Origin of the sequence: Candidatus Stoquefichus sp. SB1, from assembly GCF_001244545.1 — a bacterium.
GTDB lineage: Bacteria > Bacillota_I > Bacilli_A > Erysipelotrichales > Coprobacillaceae > Stoquefichus.
Map to the genome: position 1 here is coordinate 107673 of NZ_LN852693.1, position 20388 is coordinate 128060.

Annotated in this window: 18 protein-coding genes; 16 read left to right on the top strand and 2 right to left on the bottom strand. The window is 32.1% G+C overall.

All coding sequences use genetic code 11. From position 1 onward, the window contains the following. The first annotated feature begins 186 nt into the window (after window positions 1–186). From ligA to BN1865_RS01710, 10 genes are all read left to right on the top strand, one after another. Window positions 187–2175 carry an NAD-dependent DNA ligase LigA gene (gene ligA / locus BN1865_RS01665; RefSeq protein WP_050635529.1) on the top strand — a complete coding sequence of 663 codons (1989 nt, stop codon included), beginning with the start codon at window positions 187–189 and terminating at the stop codon, window positions 2173–2175. Further along, complete coding sequence (locus tag BN1865_RS01670) at window positions 2172–3242, top strand: CamS family sex pheromone protein (RefSeq protein ID WP_050635530.1); 1071 nt, start codon at window positions 2172–2174, stop codon at window positions 3240–3242. The genes ligA and BN1865_RS01670 overlap by 4 nt, the downstream gene beginning before the upstream one ends. Window positions 3243–3253: 11 nt before the next feature. After that, window positions 3254–3544: an Asp-tRNA(Asn)/Glu-tRNA(Gln) amidotransferase subunit GatC gene (gene gatC / locus BN1865_RS01675; protein ID WP_050635531.1), complete on the top strand. Its 291-nt coding sequence runs from the start codon at window positions 3254–3256 to the stop codon at window positions 3542–3544. After that, on the top strand, window positions 3545–4987 hold the full coding sequence (gatA, locus tag BN1865_RS01680) for an Asp-tRNA(Asn)/Glu-tRNA(Gln) amidotransferase subunit GatA (protein ID WP_050635532.1): 1443 nt from the start codon (window positions 3545–3547) through the stop codon (window positions 4985–4987). It begins immediately after the preceding gene. A gap of 3 nt (window positions 4988–4990) precedes the next feature. Continuing rightward, window positions 4991–6424 carry an Asp-tRNA(Asn)/Glu-tRNA(Gln) amidotransferase subunit GatB gene (gene gatB / locus BN1865_RS01685; protein ID WP_050635533.1) on the top strand — a complete coding sequence of 478 codons (1434 nt, stop codon included), beginning with the start codon at window positions 4991–4993 and terminating at the stop codon, window positions 6422–6424. Window positions 6425–6478: 54 nt separating this feature from the next. Further along, window positions 6479–7216: a hypothetical protein gene (locus tag BN1865_RS01690; protein WP_050635534.1), complete on the top strand. Its 738-nt coding sequence runs from the start codon at window positions 6479–6481 to the stop codon at window positions 7214–7216. 33 nt (window positions 7217–7249) lie between these two features. After that, a complete protein-coding gene (gene rlmD, locus BN1865_RS01695) occupies window positions 7250–8602 on the top strand; it encodes a 23S rRNA (uracil(1939)-C(5))-methyltransferase RlmD (protein ID WP_050635535.1) in 1353 nt (450 codons plus the stop codon). Between the two features lie 150 nt (window positions 8603–8752). Next, window positions 8753–10270 (top strand): Y-family DNA polymerase, encoded by a 1518-nt coding sequence (locus BN1865_RS01700; protein ID WP_050635536.1) that lies wholly within the window; start codon window positions 8753–8755, stop codon window positions 10268–10270. Window positions 10271–10284: 14 nt separating this feature from the next. Next, window positions 10285–10698 (top strand): YolD-like family protein, encoded by a 414-nt coding sequence (locus BN1865_RS01705; protein WP_050635876.1) that lies wholly within the window; start codon window positions 10285–10287, stop codon window positions 10696–10698. Between the two features lie 166 nt (window positions 10699–10864). Further along, window positions 10865–12067: a class I SAM-dependent rRNA methyltransferase gene (locus tag BN1865_RS01710; protein ID WP_050635537.1), complete on the top strand. Its 1203-nt coding sequence runs from the start codon at window positions 10865–10867 to the stop codon at window positions 12065–12067. A 124-nt stretch (window positions 12068–12191) separates the two neighbouring features. Here BN1865_RS01710 and BN1865_RS01715 read toward each other — a convergent pair whose 3' ends face one another. Both BN1865_RS01715 and BN1865_RS01720 read right to left on the bottom strand, forming a co-directional pair. Beyond that, entirely contained in the window at window positions 12192–12911 is a 720-nt protein-coding gene (locus BN1865_RS01715; RefSeq protein WP_050635538.1) for a glucosamine-6-phosphate deaminase, read from the bottom strand. 165 nt (window positions 12912–13076) lie between these two features. Beyond that, window positions 13077–13979, bottom strand: a complete 903-nt coding sequence (locus tag BN1865_RS01720) for a PD-(D/E)XK nuclease family transposase (protein ID WP_050635539.1) — start codon at window positions 13977–13979, stop codon at window positions 13077–13079. A 317-nt stretch (window positions 13980–14296) separates the two neighbouring features. Here BN1865_RS01720 and BN1865_RS01725 point away from each other — a divergent pair, with 317 nt between their 5' ends. The 6 genes from BN1865_RS01725 to BN1865_RS01750 all read left to right on the top strand — a co-directional run bounded on the left by BN1865_RS01725 (window position 14297) and on the right by BN1865_RS01750 (window position 20380). Next, a complete protein-coding gene (locus BN1865_RS01725; protein ID WP_050635540.1) occupies window positions 14297–14755 on the top strand; it encodes a GNAT family N-acetyltransferase in 459 nt (152 codons plus the stop codon). Between the two features lie 19 nt (window positions 14756–14774). Beyond that, window positions 14775–16055, top strand: coding sequence for an amidohydrolase family protein (locus tag BN1865_RS01730; protein ID WP_050635541.1), 1281 nt, complete (start codon window positions 14775–14777; stop codon window positions 16053–16055). A 36-nt stretch (window positions 16056–16091) separates the two neighbouring features. Then, window positions 16092–16985: a LysR family transcriptional regulator gene (locus BN1865_RS01735; RefSeq protein ID WP_050635542.1), complete on the top strand. Its 894-nt coding sequence runs from the start codon at window positions 16092–16094 to the stop codon at window positions 16983–16985. 133 nt (window positions 16986–17118) lie between these two features. Continuing rightward, window positions 17119–18351 (top strand): MFS transporter, encoded by a 1233-nt coding sequence (locus tag BN1865_RS01740; protein ID WP_050635543.1) that lies wholly within the window; start codon window positions 17119–17121, stop codon window positions 18349–18351. Between the two features lie 92 nt (window positions 18352–18443). Then, on the top strand, window positions 18444–19340 hold the full coding sequence (locus BN1865_RS01745) for a transglutaminase-like domain-containing protein (RefSeq protein ID WP_050635877.1): 897 nt from the start codon (window positions 18444–18446) through the stop codon (window positions 19338–19340). Between the two features lie 11 nt (window positions 19341–19351). Next, window positions 19352–20380, top strand: coding sequence for a type II secretion system F family protein (locus BN1865_RS01750; protein WP_050635544.1), 1029 nt, complete (start codon window positions 19352–19354; stop codon window positions 20378–20380). The last annotated feature ends 8 nt before the right edge of the window (window positions 20381–20388 follow it).

Sequence of the window (20388 nt, forward strand, 5' to 3'; positions counted from 1 at the left end):
TGTTTATAGAATTTGATTTTGTAATGATGGATGATGTGAAAGGAGATATTAATGTTTTCTTAAGAAATAATCGGGAAGAATAGGTTATGATAAGGGTGAATGAGGTCTTTAAGAATTTTTTGCCTTTATGGTTTTATTCAATGGTTATTTTTGGTATAATGAGCAAGTGAAATGGAGTGTATAGAGATGACATTTGAGAGATTACAGGAAATTAAGAAGTTATTAAATGAATATAATTATCAATATTATGTTTTAGATAATCCGACTGTTTCAGATCAGGAATATGATCGTTTGATGCAAGAGTTACAACAAATTGAAATGCAGCATCCTGAGTGGTTAACTGCTGATTCACCGAGTCAAAGAGTTGGAGGACAGGTGCTAGATAATTTCACGAAAGTCACTCATCAAAGAATGATGTTATCATTAGGAAATATTTTTAATGAAGATGAACTGCGAGAATTTGATGATCGTATTCGTGAAATTTATCCTGATGTAGAATATGTTTGTGAATTGAAAATTGATGGTTTGGCGGTTTCATTAGTCTATGCTGATGGTCATTTGGATTATGGAGCAACTCGTGGAGATGGAACAATTGGTGAGGATATTACACATAATGTCAAGACAATTAAATCAATCCCGCTTTCTATTGATTATGATGGTGATTTTGAAGTACGTGGTGAGATTTTTATGCCTAAAAAATCATTTAATGAATTGAATCGTCAAAGAGAGGCTGCTGGAGAAACATTGTTTGCTAATCCTCGTAATGCGGCAGCTGGCAGTGTAAGACAATTAGATTCATCAATAGCTGCAAAACGTGGATTAGATGCATTTTTATATATGGTACCAACAGCCACAGAAGTGGGTTGTACAACCCATAAAGAGGCATTAGATTATATTAAGAAGTTAGGATTTAAGACTAATCCGATGACAAGAGTTTGTCAAAATATTCAGGAAGTTTGGGCTTTTATTCAAGAAATGACAGAAAAAAGAGAAACCCTTCCTTATGAAATCGATGGCATTGTCATTAAAGTCAATAATTTACAAAGACAAGAACGTTTAGGCTATACAGCCAAAGTTCCTAAATGGGCAATTGCATATAAATTTCCAGCTGAAGAAGTTGTGACAAAATTAAAGGATATTATTTTTACAATTGGTAGAACGGGACAAATTACGCCTAATGCAGTATTAGAACCAGTACGTGTGGCAGGAAGTACTGTCCAACGCGCAACATTACATAATGAAGATAATGTTAAACATAAAGATATTAGAGTCGGAGATTATGTTGTTGTTAGAAAAGCTGGAGATGTGATTCCAGAAGTTGTACGTGCTTTAAAAGAACGTCGTGATGGTAGTGAAAAAGCTTTTACGATGATTAGTGTTTGTCCTTATTGTGGCAGCAAATTGATAAGAAAAGATAATGAAGCTGCTTATTATTGTTTAAATGAGCAATGTGATTCTAAAAAGATTGAACGGATTATTCATTTTGCATCACGTGATGCTATGAATATAGAGGGTCTTGGAGAAAAGATTATTGAACAATTCTATAATTTAGGTTTTGTAAAATCGATTGAAGATATTTATGCTTTGTATAAACATGAACAAGAAATTATGGATATTGAAGGTTTTGGTAAGAAGTCAATGGATAATCTTGTTGCGGCAATTGAAAAGAGCAAAGAAAATTCTATGGAAAAACTTTTGTTTGGTCTTGGTATTAAAGGTATTGGGGCAAAGATGGCTGATAATTTATCTAAGGAATTAAAAAATATGGATGGCTTATTGACTGTTTCGACTGCTAAGCTTTTATCAATTAAAGATGTTGGAGAGACAATTGTTCAATCTATTAATCGTTTTAGAAGAGATCCAGCTTCATTAGAATTGATTGAGCATTTAAAAGCATTAGGATTGAATATGGAATATTTAAAAGAAACGTCATTGATTCAAGAGAGTATTTTTAATGGCAAGACAGTTTGTGTAACAGGTACTTTAGAGTTAATGACAAGAAAAGAAATCAAGGATTATTTGGCACGTCTTGGCGCTAATGTGACAGGGAGTGTATCTAAGAAAACTGATTTTTTAATCTGTGGTCGTGATGCTGGAAGTAAGTTGGAAAAAGCCAATCAGTTAGGTGTAACAGTTATGAGTGAAGAAGAATTTAAAGAGGAGGTGCAGTTATGAAAAAATTAATTTGTGTTGGTATGGCATTATTGTTGCTTGTTGGATGTCATCGTGCAAAAGAGTCAGTTCAGGGACAGACAACGAACAATACAGCTTCTATGGATTCTTTTGATGATTCTTATTATAAGATTGTTAGATTTGATGATAGTGAATTAAGAGAAGATTTTTATTTGGATTATGGTTCTACGAATGATTTTAAATCAATTGGTCGAGGACTGCAGTTACTTTCAGATGATTATTTTTCAACATCTAATCATTATATGAGTGAAGGTCAATATTTAAAATTATCTTTGGTCAAAGAAATGCTAAGTCGTAAGAGTGAAAATTCTTTACAGCCTCAAGATGGTACAACGATAGAGAATATTCAAAATCCAATTATGGTTCAAAATATTCAAGAACAAGATTATTATATTAAAGATGGTGATCGTTATACATTAAAAGGAATGGCTTTTACGATTGTCCTTGATCCACGTAAAAGTGATAATTCTCGTTTAGATGTCGCAATGAGTGATAAAGAAATAGAAAAGTACGGACGTGAATGTATTCAGAAATTTTATAAAGTCATTCAAAATGCTGATGATTTTAAGGATGTTAAGAATTTACCTATTTTATTGACAGTTTATCAGGCGACTGATAAAACAACAAGTACTGTTAATGGACATTATATATTAAAGAGTTATTGTCAAAAAGAAGTTGGAGAAATTTCTAAAGTGAATCAGGAAACTGTGCTTTTTGCAAGTGAAAGAGCGCAGGCAATTGATAAAACAACAAGTAATGATTTTGATACTATAAAAGCAAGCTTGAAAAATGCGGCAACTGAAGCAGCTGGATTTGTTGGTGAAGCAAGATATGAAAATGATGAAATTCAATCGATGGTTATTAATGTTCATCTCAATGTTAAAACAGCAACTGAACTTATGTATTTAACATCTATTGTTGCTGATGCGATTGATAATAAATTTACTTATGATTTTGATATCAAAGTATTGGTTTATTCACAGGATGAATTGGATGCTGTTATTATTAAAAATAAGGGCGAAAGTGCCCAGAGTTATAGTCTTGATTAGGGGGTATGAAAATGAATGATACTGAGAAAATGTTAAAACAGTTAGGTCGTAAAACGATGTTTGATGTAAGTGATGAAGAAATGCCGGCATTAGTTGAAGAATATAATGTCTTTATGAGTCATGTTAAAGCATTGGAAGATATTGATACAACGGATGTAGAGCCTTTGGCTTTTCCTTATGAAATAGAAACAACGTTTTTGCGTGAAGATGAAGCTGTTCATACAATTAGTCGTGAAGAAGCTTTAAAGAATGCAAAGAGTGTACAAGATAATCAAATTAAAGTACCAAAGGTGGTGGGGTAAATGATTCAATATAGTATAGAAGAACTTCATGATTTATTGGCTTCTGGTGAACTTAATCCTCAGGAGTATTATGATGAATTATTTCAAGAAGTTGAGTTTCAACAAGAGAGATTAAATGCTTTTGTAACAATTACAAAAGATAAAGCATATGATGATTTAAAAAACACACAATTTGATCATTTATTAAATGGGATACCCTATGTATTAAAAGATAATTATAATACCAAAGGAATTCGAACAACAGCGTCTAGCCGTATGTTAGAAGATTATACACCTATTTATAATGCACATGTTGTTGATTTGTTGACGAAGCAGGGTGTCTGTTTGATAGGAAAAGCATCGATGGATGAACTGGCAATGGGTGGAACAAATAAATCTGCGCTTACTGGACCAGTTTACAATCCATGGGATCATACACGTATTGCTGGTGGATCATCTGGAGGAAGTGCAGCACTTGTTGGCAGTGGCGTTGTGCCATTTGCCTTAGGAAGTGATACAGGAGATTCTATTCGTAAACCAGCAGGTTTTTGTGGGATTGTTGGATTTAAGCCAACATGGGGTCGTATTTCACGATATGGTGTCATCCCTTATGCATCAAGTTTAGATACAGTTGGAGCTTTTACGCGTAACGTTCGAGATATGGCGATTGTAACAGAAGCTCTTGCTGGACGTGATGAAAGAGATATGACATCAAGCACAAGAGAAGTTCCTCATTATTTAGAGAATTTAACAGATGATATTCGTCATTTGAAGATAGCGGTTTTGACATCAGTCAGTGATGAAATCAGAAATCCTGAAATTAAAGCAAATTTTGAACATGTTGTACAAACATTTAAAGAATTAGGAGCAACTGTTGAAGATGTAACTATGCCAACAACACTTATGCGTACATTACTACCAACGTATACAATTATTGCTAATTCTGAAGCAACAAGTAATCATTCTTGTTTAGATGGTATTAAATATGGAAATCGTCAGGCAGGTCAAACAACAGATGATGTTATGATTCATTCTCGTACTCATGGTTTTGGTGATCATATTAAACGTCGTTTTATTCTTGGTAATCTAGCTTTGGCAACTGAAAATCAGGAAAGAATGTTTAGAAAGGCACAACGTGTCAGAAGATTGATTGTTGAAGAATTGAATAAAATTTATCAGGATTATGATATTATCTTAACACCTAATGGGGGAAGTATTGCTCCTCGTGTTGATGAGGCAACTGATGATCGTTTAAGTGATGAATATCTCATTTTAGAGAATCATTTAAGTTTAGGTAATTTTGCTGGAACACCAAGTTTATCATTACCATCTGGTTTTGTTGATGGTATGCCGATTGCTGTGAATTTAATGGGTCGTCTTTTTGAAGAACAAACAGTTCTTAATTGTGCCTATGCATTAGAAAATGCATTAGGATTTAAAAATCAATATTCAAGGGAGGGGTAGAAGATGAATTTTGAACAGGTTATTGGATTAGAAGTCCATTGTGAATTGAAAACAAACTCTAAAATGTTTTCTGCTGCCCCAGTTACATTTGGGGAAGAACCCAATACAATGATTAATGAAGTAGATATGGGAATGACAGGAACAATGCCCGTATTAAATAAACGTGGTGTTGAGTTTGCCATTCGTGTATGCCATGCTTTACACATGGAAATAGATGAATTATTATGTTTTGATCGTAAGAATTATTATTATTCTGATTTACCTAAAGGCTTTCAGATTACTCAGGATAAAAGACCAATTGGTAGAAATGGTTATTTAGATATTGAAGTTGATGGACAAATGACACGGGTTGAAATTGAACGTTTGCATATGGAAGAAGATACTGCAAAACAATTCCATTTTGATGATTATTCTCTTATTGATTATAATCGTGCTGGTATTCCATTGATCGAAATTGTCACAAGACCTAATATTAGAAGTGGAGCCCAGGCAGCTGCTTACTTAGAAAAATTAAGACAGATTTTCTTATATACAGATGTTTCAGATGCAAAGATGGAAGAAGGATCAATGCGTTGTGATGTCAATATTTCTATTCGTCCATTTGGAAGTGAAGAATTTGGAATTAGAACAGAAATCAAAAACTTGAATTCTATTTCTAATGTCCAAAAAGCCATCGAATTTGAAGCAATGCGTCAAGAAAAAGTATTGATTCAAGGTGGTGAAGTTTTACAGGAAACAAGACGTTTTGATGAAGATACCAAAGAAACTGTCATGATGCGTGCTAAAGGGGATGCTGTTGATTATAAGTATTATACGGAACCTAATATTTTGCCTATTCGTCTTGATCATCAATGGGTGATGGATATTAAAGAAAACTTGCCAATGCTTGCAGAGGAAAGAGAAAAAATTTATATTGAGAATTATAGTTTACCAAAGACAGATGCACATATTCTTGTTTCTAGTAAAGATATTTCTGATTTTTATGAAGAAACAATTACAACATGTCAAGAATATAAATTGGTTTGTAACTGGTTATTAGGTGAAGTTCAGGCTTATTTAAATAAAGCAGGACTCACAATTCAGCAAACAAAGTTAACACCACTTTATTTAGGAAAAATGATTACATTTATTCAAGATGGAACAATTTCATCTAAACAAGCAAAAAAAGTCTTTGAATGTTTAATGGCTGAAGGAAAAGATCCTGAAATCATTATTGAAGAAAAAGGGATGAAACAAATTTCTGATGTTGAGACTTTAACACATATTATTAATGAAGTTCTTGATCAAAATGAACAGTCAATTCAGGATTTTGCTGCTGGTAAGGATCGTGCTGTAGGATTTTTAGTTGGTCAAATTATGAAGAAAACAGGTGGACAAGCGAATCCTAAAATTACAAATCAGCTTTTGATTCAATTGTTAAAAGAAAGAACAAAATAATGCCCTATACATTTGTGAGTATTTTTGGTACAATGAGAGAAAGTAGGTGAGATAATGGCAAAGAAATTTCAGTTTGATGATGAAGATGATATACCAGAAAGTGGATATCAGCAACCATCTCATATTGATGAATTAGAAAATATGAAGATGCAAGAATCAAGCGAACCAGTAGAAGATACATATGGATATACTGATGAATATGAAGATTTTGATGAAGAGGATAGTCAACCTATGAGTAAGAAAAAGAAAAAATTTGTATGGAAATGGTGGTATTATCTGTTAATTGCTTTGGCTGTTCTAATGATTGCATTTATTGTTTACATTTTTGTTTTGTCAAGTAATGATGGACCTGTTTATGGTAAAAGATGTGAAGGTTTAGTGACTATTCCTAAAGATTTACAAACAGCTGCGATAGATACGGTTAAGAAAGAGAATTCTGATGTTCAAGATATAACAATTGAAATCGCATGTCGTCAGGTCAAAGTGGATATTGTCTATAAGGATAAAATGGATACAAAAAAAGCTCAGAAAATTGCTGAAAATGCAGTTCAAACTTTAGATAAACTTGTTGGAAAAACCAAAGAAGAAGGAAAAACATATAGTACATTATTTGGAAAAATTGATAATGTTAATCAGTATGAAGTGAATTTATTCTTAACTTCTCAAAATAGTGATGATTTTCCAATCTATGGAACAAAGAATGTTCAAAATGATGAATTTTCTTATACACTAGCAAGTGTACGAGATAAAGATAGTGCTGAAAAAGCAAAAGAGACATTAAATGATAATTAAAAACGAGCATTGCTCGTTTTTTTTGGAGGACTTATGAAAAAAAACGAATATATTGAAGCAAAGTGTATTGATTATTCTCATGATGGACAAGGGATTGTTAAGGTAGAAGGATTTCCGGTTTTTGTTAAAAATATGTTGATTGACGAAGTTGGAAAAGTGAAAATTATTAAGGTATTAAAAAATTATGCTGTTGGACGTTTAATTGAACTTTATCATTCTCACCCATGTCGTCAAGAGGCACGATGTCCTTTATTTAAACAATGTGGTGGTTGTCATCTTCAGCATTTGTCAAAAGAAGGACAACAGGTATTTAAAACCAAACGAGTTCAGGATACATTGGAACGTATTGGACATTGTCATGTAGAAGTGCTGCCTTGTTTTATGATGGATGAACCATGGTTTTATAGAAATAAGGTTCAAGTCCCTGTAGGATATCAGAATAATAGATTGGTTAGTGGTTTTTATAAACAACATAGTAATGATATTATTCCTATGGAAAGATGCTATATTCAAAACGATGAATCCAATCAGTTGGTTAATCGTGCAAGGGAATTGCTTCAAGATGCTAAAGAAACAGCTTATGATAAGATAAGTCATAGTGGAAATATAAGACATATTCTTGTGAGATCAGCTTATGCAACACAACAACTTATGCTTGTTTTTATTACTTATCAAAAGACAATTAAGGATATTGATTTTATTATAAAAACATTACAATTAGAATTTCCACATTTACAAACAATTGTTCAAAATATTAATCAAAGACATGATAATGTTATTTTAGGAAAAGAAAATAAAATATTATGGGGTCCAGGTTATATAGAAGATCAATTGTTAGGAAATACATATCGTATTTCAACACAATCGTTTTATCAGATTAATCCTAAACAGGTAGAATATTTATATCAAAAAGCGATTGAATATGCACAGTTAAAAGCAACTGATGAAGTGATTGATGCATATTGTGGAATTGGAACAATTTCACTATCTATGGCACAATATGTTGATAAAGTTTATGGTGTTGAAATTGTTGAACAGGCAATTATTGATGCAAAAGAAAATGCTAAACGAAATCATATTCATAATGTTGAATTTACTTGTCAGGATGCTGGTGAATTTATGGTGAATTTTGCAAATGAAAACAAACATATTGATGTTGTGATGGTGGATCCACCACGTAAAGGATGTTCAGAAGTATTTTTAAATCAACTGATAACTTTATCACCAGATAGAATTGTCTATATTTCTTGTGATGTGGCTACTCAGGCAAGAGATATTGCGTATCTTCAAGAACATGGGTACCAGGCGGATATTTGTCAGCCAGTTGACATGTTCCCACAAAGTTATCATATTGAAAATATTGTGCGACTATCACTTAAAAAGTGATAGTTTTTTTTGTTATAAAGTTGATTAAGACAAGTATATTATTACATGATTATCCATTTTTTAACAGTACACAAAGTTGCATATAATCTTGTTTTATGCAACTTTGTATGCTAAAATAAATGTGTCATAAAAATGGTGGAGGTTAAAGAGATGAGAAGTGATAAACATATATACATGGCAATTGATTTAAAATCTTTTTATGCTTCAGTTGAATGTGTTGAAAGAAATCTTGATCCATTAACAACCCATCTTGTTGTTGCTGATTCAAGTCGAACTGAAAAGACAATCTGTTTAGCAGTTTCACCATCATTAAAAAAATATGGACTTCCAGGAAGAGCACGTTTATTTGAAGTTGTTCAAAAAGTCAAAGAAATCAATCAGGATAGACGAAGAAAAGCACCAGGATATCAACTGATTGGAGAATCCTATAAAGAAGCAGAATTACTCAATCATAAGCAACTCGCATTGTCATATATTATTGCACCACCAAGAATGGCTTTTTATTTGGATTATAGTGCCAGAATATATCAGATTTATCTTAAATATGTAGCACCTGAAGATATTCATGTTTATTCAATTGATGAAGTCTTTATTGATATGACAGGTTATTTGCATAGTTGTCATATGACGCCTAAAGAATTTGCCAAAAAGATTATTCTTGATATTTTTGAAACAACTGGACTCACTGCAACAGCAGGTATTGGAAGCAATTTGTATTTATGTAAAGTGGCGATGGATATTGTTGCTAAACATATTAAACCTGATGAACATGGTGTGAGAATTGCACAATTGGATGAATTGCGATATCGTCAGTATTTATGGAATCATCAGCCAATTACTGATTTTTGGAGAGTTGGTAGAGGTTATGCCAAGAAATTAGCCAATGTAGGCATTTATACAATGGGAGATATTGCGAAATGTTCAATTGGCAAAAGCAAGGACTATTATAATGAAGATTTGCTTTATCAGATGTTTGGTGTCAATGCAGAATTACTGATTGATCATGCCTGGGGTTATGAATCGTGTACAATGGCTGATATTAAGAATTATAAACCGGCTCATAATAGTATTGGAACTGGTCAGGTATTAAGTTGTCCTTATGATTTTGATAAAACAAAATTGGTTGTTAAGGAAATGCTGGATTTGTTATCGTTAGATTTGGTTGATAAAGGACTTGTAACTGATCAAATTGTTTTAACAATAGGATATGATATTGATAATTTGAAAAATAAACAATATCAGGGAGAAGTTGTGACTGATTATTATGGTCGTAAAATTCCTAAACATGCTCATGGAACTGCTCGTCTTGATCGACAGACAGCGTCTGGGTATCTTATGACAATAGCAGTTATGGAATTGTTTGATCGGATTGTAGATAAAAAATTATTTGTGAGAAGAATTCATCTTTCAGCTCATCATCTTGTTGATGAAGAAGTAATAGAAAATAAAGAATTTTTTCATCAAATAGATATTTTTACAGATTATGATGTTTTAAAGAAACAACAAGAAATGCAAAAACAAATTTTAGAGAAAGAAAAACGTCTGCAAAAAGCAACATTACAATTAAAGAAAAAATATGGTAAAAATGCTGTGCTTAAAGGAATGAATTTAGAAGAAGGAGCGAGAACCATTGAACGTAATGGAACGATTGGTGGTCATAAAGCTTAATGAAAGGAAGAAATATGAATTACATTCATGATTATTCAGATATCTTAAAAATAACTTATCAGAAATCTTCTCGTCATCCACATATGTCTAGAAAAGAAAGAGCTGCTCAATTTGCACCTTTTGCAGCTTTAACAGGGCATAAAGAAGTGATTAAGGAAACTGCTCGATTGACAGATTCAAAGAAGAGACTTGATGAGAATCAGAAAATTCTTGTTAATTACCAATTGCAGGAAATATTGCATCAATTGCCTCATCATCCTTATGTGAAAATAACATATTTTCAACCTGATGGATTCAAACAGGGTGGACACTATATAACGATTGTAGGTAATGTTTCAAAAATTGATGAATATGAACGTATCATTATTTTAGAAGATTATACAAAAATTTTGATAAATGACATTTATCAAATAGAATTGATTTCATAGAAAGTGCTATTCAATCTAAAAAGAGTTTATTGATGTTATCTTATGATTGCTAGTTATAGATGAATCGTGTAATATAAGAAAGGGAAATGAAGAATAGTGGTCATGAAATAAAGAACTTTAAGACAATGATAAAAAATCAAGATTGAAATATAAGGAGATAATGAATATGAAAAGAAATAACCCAAAAGTGGTGATTTCTCCTGAAGGAGAAACATGGCTTGATAAAGGACAAATGTGGATGTATAAAAATAATGTGATGGAATTAGATGATTCCATTGAAAATGGAGCATTGGTTGATATTGTGACAGTGAATGGAAAATATATGGGAACTGGTTTTCTATCTAAGCATAGTCATATTACTGTTCGTATTTTATCAAAAGATAGAAATGATGTATTGGATAGAAACTTTTTTAAAAAAAGAATTCAATTTGCTTATGATTTTCGTAAAACATTAGAAGCAGACAATATCACAAATTGCCGATTGGTTTTTGGAGAGGCTGATTTGCTTCCTGGTTTAACTGTAGATAGATACAATGATATTTTGGTTTGTCAAATCAGTTCATATGGATTAGAGAAGAGAAAAGATATGATCTATGAATTGTTAATGGAAGTTTTAAAAGAAGACCATCAGGATATTAAGGGGATTTATGAAAGAAATGACATTAAGGTTCGTAGTAAAGAAGGATTGCCATTAGAGAAGGGATACTGGAAGAATGCCGATTTACCAACAACGACTATTATTAGAGAAAATGGGATTCTTTTACATGTAGATATTGAAAATGGTCAAAAGACTGGATACTTTTTAGATCAAAAAGCCAATCGTTATTTATTAAGACAGATGGCACATGGGAAAAAAGTATTGGATTGTTTTAGCCATACGGGAGGATTTGCTTTAAATGCTGCTTATGGTCATGCAAAAGAAGTTGTTGCAGTAGATGTGTCTCAAACAGCTTTAGATCAGGGATATCATAATGCGTTGCTTAATTCTTTAGAAGATAAGATTACTTTTACTCAAGATGATGTCTTTGATTATTTAGATAAATGTAAAGTAGGACAATTTGATATCATTGTTTTAGATCCACCAGCTTTTACAAAATCACGCCGAACAATTGATCATGCTTATAACGGCTATAAAAAGATTAATATGAAAGCTATGAATCTTTTAAAAAAGGGTGGTTATTTACTGACTTGTAGCTGTTCACGTTTTATGGAAACAGATCATTTTGAAAAAATGTTAAGAGAATCTGCTTATGAGGCAGGAGTTACTTTAAAACAAGTATCTGTTACACAACAAAATCATGATCATCCGATTTTATGGACTATGGAAGAAACATCATATTTAAAATTTTATATTTTCCAAATCATTTAAAGAGTAGAATTTATTTTATTGATGATTGGATAGAAAAAGCAGTTATGATTGAAATGAAGAGCACCCCATAATTTGAACAAACAAATTATGGAGATGCACTTCAAAAATAACTGCTTTTTTTAAATTAGAAATGAATATATTTTTGAGGATCGATGAGTGAAGCGGCATCTTGATCACAAATGACAGTAAAATTAGGATGAAGTTTAAGAATCGTGGCTGGAACATCCTGATTAATAGGTTCATCTAAAAATCTTTGTAAGATTTCAGCTTTTTCTTTACCATTAACAATCATAACCAGATGTTTCACACGCATTAAACTTTTTGGCCCCATTGTCAAAGTAAATGGTTGGCGTGGTCGATCGCCATAAGTTGGATTAACAGCTTGCTTATCTTTAAAGTCAATACAATAAGTATAACTATCAAAAGGTGTACAACGTGGACAATTGCCACAGAAATGACCATCATGTCCTAGACCAATAACCATAACATCAATTCCACCAGCATTGCGGATTTCATTATCGTAATTTTGCCAATTATCAGGATTCATAATATGAATACGTTTATCAGGAATATGCGCATCACGAAAAAACAAATCCTGCATGTCTTTCCAGTTGGGTCCATATGGTTCGTCTATAAATGGATTTTCATCAAAGAGATAATATTGTATATCTTTGAATTTTTCTTGATCTTTAACATAGGGAATCATCATTTCATACATTGTTTTGGGTGATCGCCCAGATGTTAAAGAGATATTCACGCGCTTATCTTGCATCATTGCACCTAACAAAATAAACATAGCACTTTCACTCATTTTGTGTTCATTTTCTTCAATTATTAGTTTCATTTTTTTCTCCTTAATATAATGATTTTCATAATTTTAGTATAACGATTTTTTAACGGTGGGTCAAGATAACTGTATATAGTAAAAATAAATAATCATAACTATCCATAGTCAACACATACAATTTTAAAATGAATATAATCGCAACTGCTTTGCATTTGACTAATATCAATTATTTAAGACTTGAGTTTTGAATTCTTCATAACTGATATCCTGAAAAATAAGTTCAAAAACTTTATCCAACTGTTCCATTGTACATGTCTTTAACCACTCTAATGAACAGTTCGGATATTTTCCTTTGATGATTTTTAGACAGTTTTCTCGTTTTTCTTCTGCTTTTCCTTCAGCAATCCCACTTTTCTTAGATTGCATCATTCTTGATTTAATAATAAGCCTATCTCTTTCAATATTACAATAAGTGAGAAATTCATCTGAGTTCTGATAATCTTCATATAAGCGAATAACTTCTTCTCCTAATTTCGTTTTCGGCTTTTTCTTATGATTCTCCTCATCTGCAAACATCCAAAATACCTCTCTGATACCTTCACTTTTTAATTCCATATTATCTGCCTCCATTCTTTGTGTCTGTAAGATATGAAACTCCAATAATCCTTTTTCCATCATTATCTGATACTGATCATCGTATAATCGTGCAATATGATAGTCATGATCATAATTTTTAACAGGTGACCCTGTATAAATAATCAGCTGTATTACTTTTTCAAGTTCTCCGTAGTTTTTGCCATCCTGTAGCTGTCGTTCTACCAGTCTCATTGCATAAAGCTGAAATCTTCCAAGTTCATCCTCACCGATATATCCATTCTGCATTTCAAAATTATAGTATCTTCCAAAATCATCCTTAACCACAACATCTAAAACCATCTTAGAACTTTCTTTGTTCAGCCCATATGTATCACAATAGACAACTTCAACTATACTCATATCATCATAGCCAGAAACACAACTGCAAAGTTCCCTTCGAAAGTTTTCGCTATGATGCATCAGGTAATGAAAAAAATAATCCGAACAGAATAATGAAACTCCTTTTTTTCCTTGTTTGTTTTGACTCATTTTATTTGTATATCCTTTCTTGAAAAGTAGCCCCTACTTATATATACAAATAAAATCTTCATTTTTCTTTTTTTATGAGAAATTTTTTTAATTTTCTACATATATTATATATTTTCACACAAAAATATGCAATAAGCAATTATGATAAACAACAACTATAGAAAATCTATCTCATTGAAAAATGTGTTTTTATGTAGTGTGAATAGTAATAAATCATCTTTTTGATTATTTTCTTGATAAAAATTGAATGTTTTCTAAGGAAAGAGTAAAATAAAAATAAGTAAAGATAATTGATGAAAAAGTAGGTGAACATCTATATGGAAATAAAAGATGGAAGTCAATATCTAGAGGACGTTAAGATTTTGATTATCGATTATATAAATACACTACAGCGAGATTTAAGTTTTCAAAATCTGGATGCTGAGTTAGCGGACTTAAAAACGAAATATACACCCCCTTATGGAAAAGTATTGGTTGCAGTGGTAGATGAAAAGGTTGTTGGTTGTGTTGCTTATCATAGACATAATAATAAACGGTGTGAAATGAAAAGATTATATGTATTGCCAGCATATCGAGGATTAAGAATTGGTCAGAAGCTGGTTGAAGAAATTATGGAAATAGCTAAGCAGGATGGCTACACAGAAATGGTATTGGATACAATTGAACCACTTTATTGTGCCATTTCACTTTATAAAAAATGTGGCTTTAAAGAAAGAAAAGCATATTATGATAATCCTATGAAAGATGTCATTTATATGCAATGTTGTTTATCATAAAAAGAGGAGAGAAGAGAGTATGAAATATGCATATGTTAATGGTATTGTTTTAAATGGTCATGAGGATATGAAACCACAGAAGAATCTCGTGATTTTAACAAAAGATGATAAAATCATAGATATTGTTGAAAAGACTTTTGATATGACTGAATATGAAATTGTAAATCTTGAAGGGGCTTATATTATGCCTGGATTGATTAATATGCATGTCCATTTACCAGCGAGTGGAAAGCCTAAAAAAAAGCAAAGTGATGTCAAAAAACTCGTAAAACTTGTAACAAGTCATGCTTTGTTAAGAAAGGTTTCTCAAAAATTATGTGAAAATTATGCCAAAATGGAATTATTGAGTGGGGTAACAACTCTAAGGACAGTAGGGGGAATTCTTGATTATGATACTCGTATTCGTGACCGCATTCTTTCTGGCGAAGCCATTGGTCCACGCATTGTTGCTGGAAATATGGCTATATCAGTTGAAGGTGGGCATATGGCCGGTTCATTAGCATATATTGCTAAAAGTGCAGATGAAGCAAGAGATTATGTCAGACAAATAGCAAAAGATCATCCTGATATTATTAAGCTGATGATTACAGGTGGAGTTTTAGATGCAAAAGTGAAGGGTGAACCAGGTGAATTGAAGATGCCTGGGGAGTATGTCAAAGCAGCTTGTGATGAGGCACATCGCCTTGGGTTGAAAGTTGCTGCTCATGTTGAAAGCCCAGAAGGTGTAAGAGTTGCATTAGAAAATGGGGTAGATACCATAGAACATGGGGCTAAACCAGATGATACAATTCTTGAATTATTTCAAAAACGTCAAGCCTGTTTAATTACAACACTCTCACCAGCAATCCCATATGCATTATTTGAGCGTGAAGTGAGTCATGCGAGTGAAATGGAACAATACAATGGAAAGATTGTATTTGATGGGATTGTTGCATGTGCAAAAGCATGTTTAAAAAATCATATTCCAGTAGGATTAGGTACTGATACAGGATGTCCGTTTATCACACATTATGATATGTGGCGTGAAATTCATTATTTTCATAAGTATTGTGGTGTCAGCAATACGTTTGCTTTATATACAGCAACTTTATTAAATGCAAAATTAGCAGGCTTAGGAGATATCACAGGATCAATTGATGTTGGAAAATGTGCTGATTTTATTGTTACAAAAGACAATCCGCTTGATGATTTACAAGCATTGCGTCATATTGAAATGGTTGTGGCACGTGGTCAAATGATTAAAAATCCAAAAGTAAAGAAATTAAAAGATGTAGAAAGTCAATTAGATCAATTTGTTTAAATATAAAGAATTTGAATATGGAAGGTAGGTGAGGTTATGGAATTAAGGGTATTAAGATATTTTTTAGCTGTGGTATATGAAGAAAATATCAGTCGAGCAGCTGAAACATTGCATATCACACAACCTACGTTATCACGTCAATTAATGCAGTTAGAAGATGAACTGGGTACCCAGTTATTTGTACGTGGCAAAAGTAAAATTTCTTTAACAAATGAAGGTATGTTATTGAAACGAAGAGCACAGGAAATTATTGATTTGACTGATAAAACAGAACAGGAATTCCTACAGCCAAGTGAACGAATTGCAGGAATTATAGATATTGGAGGTGGCGAAACATACACAATGCGTTATATGGCAGAGTGTATGAAAGCATTTCATGAAATGTATCCGCAAGTCAGTTATCATCTTTTTAGTGGCAATGCTGATGATGTGAAAGAGAAACTTGACAATGGTTTAATTGATATTGGTTTATTAACTGAACCTGTTGATATTGAAAAATATGATTATATTCGTTTGCCTCAAAAAGATATCTGGGGTGTCTTAATGCGAAAAGATCATCCTTTAGCCAATAAGAAATTTATTGAACCACAAGATTTGAAAAATGAATCCATTCTTTGTTCACAACGTGATTTAGTTGTAAAAGAATTGGAACATTGGTTTGGTGATGTTTTTCATACCATCCAGATTATTTCAACATATAATCTGGTTTATAATGCATCATTATTGGTTGAATCTGGAATGGGACTAGCGATTTGTTTTGAAAAACTTATCAATATTAGTGAGACAACGAATATTACCTTTAAAAGATTATCACCTCGTTTAGAAAGCGGAACAGTGATTGTATGGAAAAAACATCAGATATTTTCTTTGGCTACAACACGTTTTTTAGAGATGTTAAAGAATCATTTTCATGATGGAAAGACTCTATGATATTTTATTCATGGAGTTTTTTTATGCTTGTTAAGCATGATGAGTTATATAATATAGGTATTGGATATCGCTTTAATAAACTGATATGATGATGTTGTCAAAAAAATATCTTATGAAAATATGGGAGGTTTATATGAGAGATAATCAAAGAAAACCATGGTTGGTTTTGGCAATATGTTGTGGATTGGCTGCATCATCAATTGGAATTTCAATCAATTCATCAGGTGTATTTTACACACCTGTAGCTGAAGATTTGGGAATATTAAGAGGGACATTTTCATTGCATATGACCATCTTTTCTTTAGTGACAGCACTCAGTGCATTATTTGTACCACGCCTTATGGCACGCTTTTCTTATAAATTGATTCTGATTATAAGTATCACTACAACTGTTATTGCAACTGCTATGATGGGCTTTGTTAATAACATTTATGCTTTTTATTTATTGGGAGGTATTCGTGGATTAGCAACAGGAATGTTTTCGATTGTTCCTTTGACGATGATTATTAATGAATGGTTTCATCAAAAGCATGGTTTTGCAACGAGTTTTGTATTTGGATTTAGTGGATTAGCCGGTTCTATTTGTTCACCGATTTTATCACAATGTATTGCATTTGTTGGCTGGCAATATGCTTATGTTATAAAAGCACTGATTATTGCCGTACTATGTTTACCAGCTATTTTCTATCCTTTTGCTATTAAGCCACAAGATGAAGGTCTGTTGCCTTATGGTTATCAACCAGAAACGATAACACAGCACCAAAATAAAGCACCAGCCTTTCGTTTGATGCAGGTTGGCTTTATCTGTTTTTTTATCTTAGCATTTATTAATACGATGATTACTGGTATGACTCAGCATTTTCCAGGTTTTGCTGAATCTATGGGATTAAGTGCAACGATTGGAGCAACTCTTTTATCAGCAGGAATGATTGGTAATATTGTTTCTAAATTATTGATTGGTAGTATGAGTGATTATTTTGGTCCTGTTAAAGCGACTTTAACAATGATGACAACAAATATGTTAGGAATGATTATATTAATATTTTCACCATCAGTGATTGGATTATATTTGGGAGCATTTTTATTTGGCAGTATCTATTCTGTTGGGGCAGTTGGATTACCTTTATTATGTAAATATTTCTTTGGAACTGAAAATTATACGAGGGCTTTTCCAATGATTTCATTTGCAAGTAATTTTGGTGCAGCATTAGCATTATCTATTGTTGGATATATTTATGATTTTACTGGTTCTTATATGAATGCTTTTTTGATAGGTATTGTTATTAATGGGATTTGTTTTGGATTGATTGGGATTGTTATGAAATATCAAATACAAAATCAAAAGATGAGAATAGATGAGGAGTAGAGAGTTATACATAGTGATAACTCTTTTTTTGTGAAATTGTTTTCTTGTCTTGTTTCGTGTATAATAAGAATATTAGGAGGCGGATAGTGTTTATGTTTAAAAAAATAAGTATTATAGCTATGACATTATCTTTATGCCTTTTTGGTTGTTCAAAGGAGCCAGGCAAAGAATATCCTAGCCAATACCCTGATTCACCATCATATCAGATTGATGATATCCTGTATCCAGAAAATCCAGGGACACATGTTTTAAAAAGCCAAGTTGCAAATGTTGATTATTCACATACTGATTTAGGATATGTGATGGCTTATTTGAATCAAAAGAGTGATGTGAAAATTAAAATCAAGATTTCTAAGGGTGAACAAAAATATTTTTATGATTTGACAAGTCAGCAACCGATTGCTTTTCCATTACAGATGGGAAATGGGGACTATTTAATATCAGTCTTAAAACAATATCAGGGAAATGATTATTATGTAGAAAAGACACAAAAAATTCAGGTGGAATTACAAAATGAACTGACACCTTATTTATATCCTAATCAATTGGTTGATTATCAAAAAGGGGATATCATTACGACTAAAAGTATGGAAGTTGTTAAAGATGATACAAATGATTTACAACGGATTAAAGATATTTATAATTATGTGGTTGATTATTTGAGTTATGATGATAATAAGGCAGTAGAAGCTACAAAGAAATATATTATTCCTAATTTACAGGAATTATTTGTTGAAAAAAAAGGGATTTGTTTTGATTACGCTTCAATGATGACAGCGATGTTAAGAATTCAGCATATTCCAGCACGATTAATATGTGGTAATACAGATATTGAATATCATGCCTGGGTAGAAGTGTATTTAGAAGGACAGGGATGGGTGAATCCAGATATTTTTGTTGATGAGAAAACATGGACAAGAATGGATCCAACTTTTGCAAGTTCGAAATTTGACTATAATGGACAGTATGAAGCTGTTTATTACTATTAGGAGGAAATCTTATGAAACTTAACTTTGAAGAAAAATATGCTTTTACAACACAAATGGCAATGATTTTAGATGCCGGTTTTGATATGATGGAAGGGGTTGAAATGATTGCCCAAGAATCAGAAAATATGCATATTCAATCTGTCTGTCAGGATATGCTTCGTTATTTTAAAGAAGATTCCCGTTTAAGTTATGCTGTTTTAAAAAGTGATGCATTCGATCACTATATGATTCATTTGCTGGAAGTAGGCGAAATGAGCGGTCATTTAGATGAAGCAATGTTATCTCTTTCACAATATTATGAGCGTATGAATGACATGTCACGTCAATTACAGCAGGCACTGACTTATCCTATTGTGTTGTTGATGATGATGTTTGTGGTTATTGGAGTGATTGTTTTTAAGGTTTTACCTATTTTTGAAAATGTTTTAAAGAGTTTGGGAAGTGATTTATCACAATATGCTTATACATTTATGCGTTGTGGTCAGATTTTTTCATTCATCGGATTTTGTATTCTCTTATGTGTATTATTATTGATGATTGCTTTCTATGTTTATGCTAAGATTACACATACAAGTTTATTGACTTTGTTTATTGATAAGGTACCATTGATGAAAAAACTATCTCAGGCACTTTCACGAGCACAAATGACGTATGCTTTATCGATGTTTATGTCTAGTGGATATGAATTAGAAAATGCGGTTGAATATACAATTCCTTTGGTTCAGGAAAAAACGTTACAAAGTCAGTTAAAAAACTGTTTGCAGGATATGCGTAATCAGATTTCTTTTTTGGATGCAATTGCTAAATATCATATTTATCAGGGAATGAAATTAAATATGTTGCAGGTTGGTGAAAAAACTGGACGAATTGATCAGGTTTTATCTAAATTGGCAATGACTTACCAGGATGAAGTGAATGCTTCAATTACCCATTTTTTAAATGTTGTTGAACCTGCAATTGTAACATTTTTATCAGTTATTGTTGGTATTGTATTGTTATCAGTCATGTTACCAATTGTTAGTATTTTATCTTCTTTATAGGTATTGCT

Excerpts from the sequence above, each read along its gene's own strand:
- BN1865_RS01735 (WP_050635542.1), top strand. The coding sequence starts at position 16,092 with ATGGAATTAAGGGTATTAAGATATTTTTTAGCTGTGGTATATGAAGAA.
- BN1865_RS01710 (WP_050635537.1), top strand. The coding sequence starts at position 10,865 with ATGAAAAGAAATAACCCAAAAGTGGTGATTTCTCCTGAAGGAGAAACA.
- BN1865_RS01715 (WP_050635538.1), bottom strand. The coding sequence starts at position 12,911 with ATGAAACTAATAATTGAAGAAAATGAACACAAAATGAGTGAAAGTGCT.
- BN1865_RS01705 (WP_050635876.1), top strand. The coding sequence starts at position 10,285 with ATGAATTACATTCATGATTATTCAGATATCTTAAAAATAACTTATCAG.
- rlmD (WP_050635535.1), top strand. The coding sequence starts at position 7,250 with ATGAAAAAAAACGAATATATTGAAGCAAAGTGTATTGATTATTCTCAT.
- BN1865_RS01750 (WP_050635544.1), top strand. The coding sequence starts at position 19,352 with ATGAAACTTAACTTTGAAGAAAAATATGCTTTTACAACACAAATGGCA.
- BN1865_RS01730 (WP_050635541.1), top strand. The coding sequence starts at position 14,775 with ATGAAATATGCATATGTTAATGGTATTGTTTTAAATGGTCATGAGGAT.
- gatA (WP_050635532.1), top strand. The coding sequence starts at position 3,545 with ATGATTCAATATAGTATAGAAGAACTTCATGATTTATTGGCTTCTGGT.
- gatC (WP_050635531.1), top strand. The coding sequence starts at position 3,254 with ATGAATGATACTGAGAAAATGTTAAAACAGTTAGGTCGTAAAACGATG.
- BN1865_RS01740 (WP_050635543.1), top strand. The coding sequence starts at position 17,119 with ATGAGAGATAATCAAAGAAAACCATGGTTGGTTTTGGCAATATGTTGT.
- ligA (WP_050635529.1), top strand. The coding sequence starts at position 187 with ATGACATTTGAGAGATTACAGGAAATTAAGAAGTTATTAAATGAATAT.
- BN1865_RS01700 (WP_050635536.1), top strand. The coding sequence starts at position 8,753 with ATGAGAAGTGATAAACATATATACATGGCAATTGATTTAAAATCTTTT.
- BN1865_RS01720 (WP_050635539.1), bottom strand. The coding sequence starts at position 13,979 with ATGAGTCAAAACAAACAAGGAAAAAAAGGAGTTTCATTATTCTGTTCG.
- BN1865_RS01670 (WP_050635530.1), top strand. The coding sequence starts at position 2,172 with ATGAAAAAATTAATTTGTGTTGGTATGGCATTATTGTTGCTTGTTGGA.
- BN1865_RS01745 (WP_050635877.1), top strand. The coding sequence starts at position 18,444 with ATGTTTAAAAAAATAAGTATTATAGCTATGACATTATCTTTATGCCTT.
- BN1865_RS01690 (WP_050635534.1), top strand. The coding sequence starts at position 6,479 with ATGGCAAAGAAATTTCAGTTTGATGATGAAGATGATATACCAGAAAGT.
- BN1865_RS01725 (WP_050635540.1), top strand. The coding sequence starts at position 14,297 with ATGGAAATAAAAGATGGAAGTCAATATCTAGAGGACGTTAAGATTTTG.
- gatB (WP_050635533.1), top strand. The coding sequence starts at position 4,991 with ATGAATTTTGAACAGGTTATTGGATTAGAAGTCCATTGTGAATTGAAA.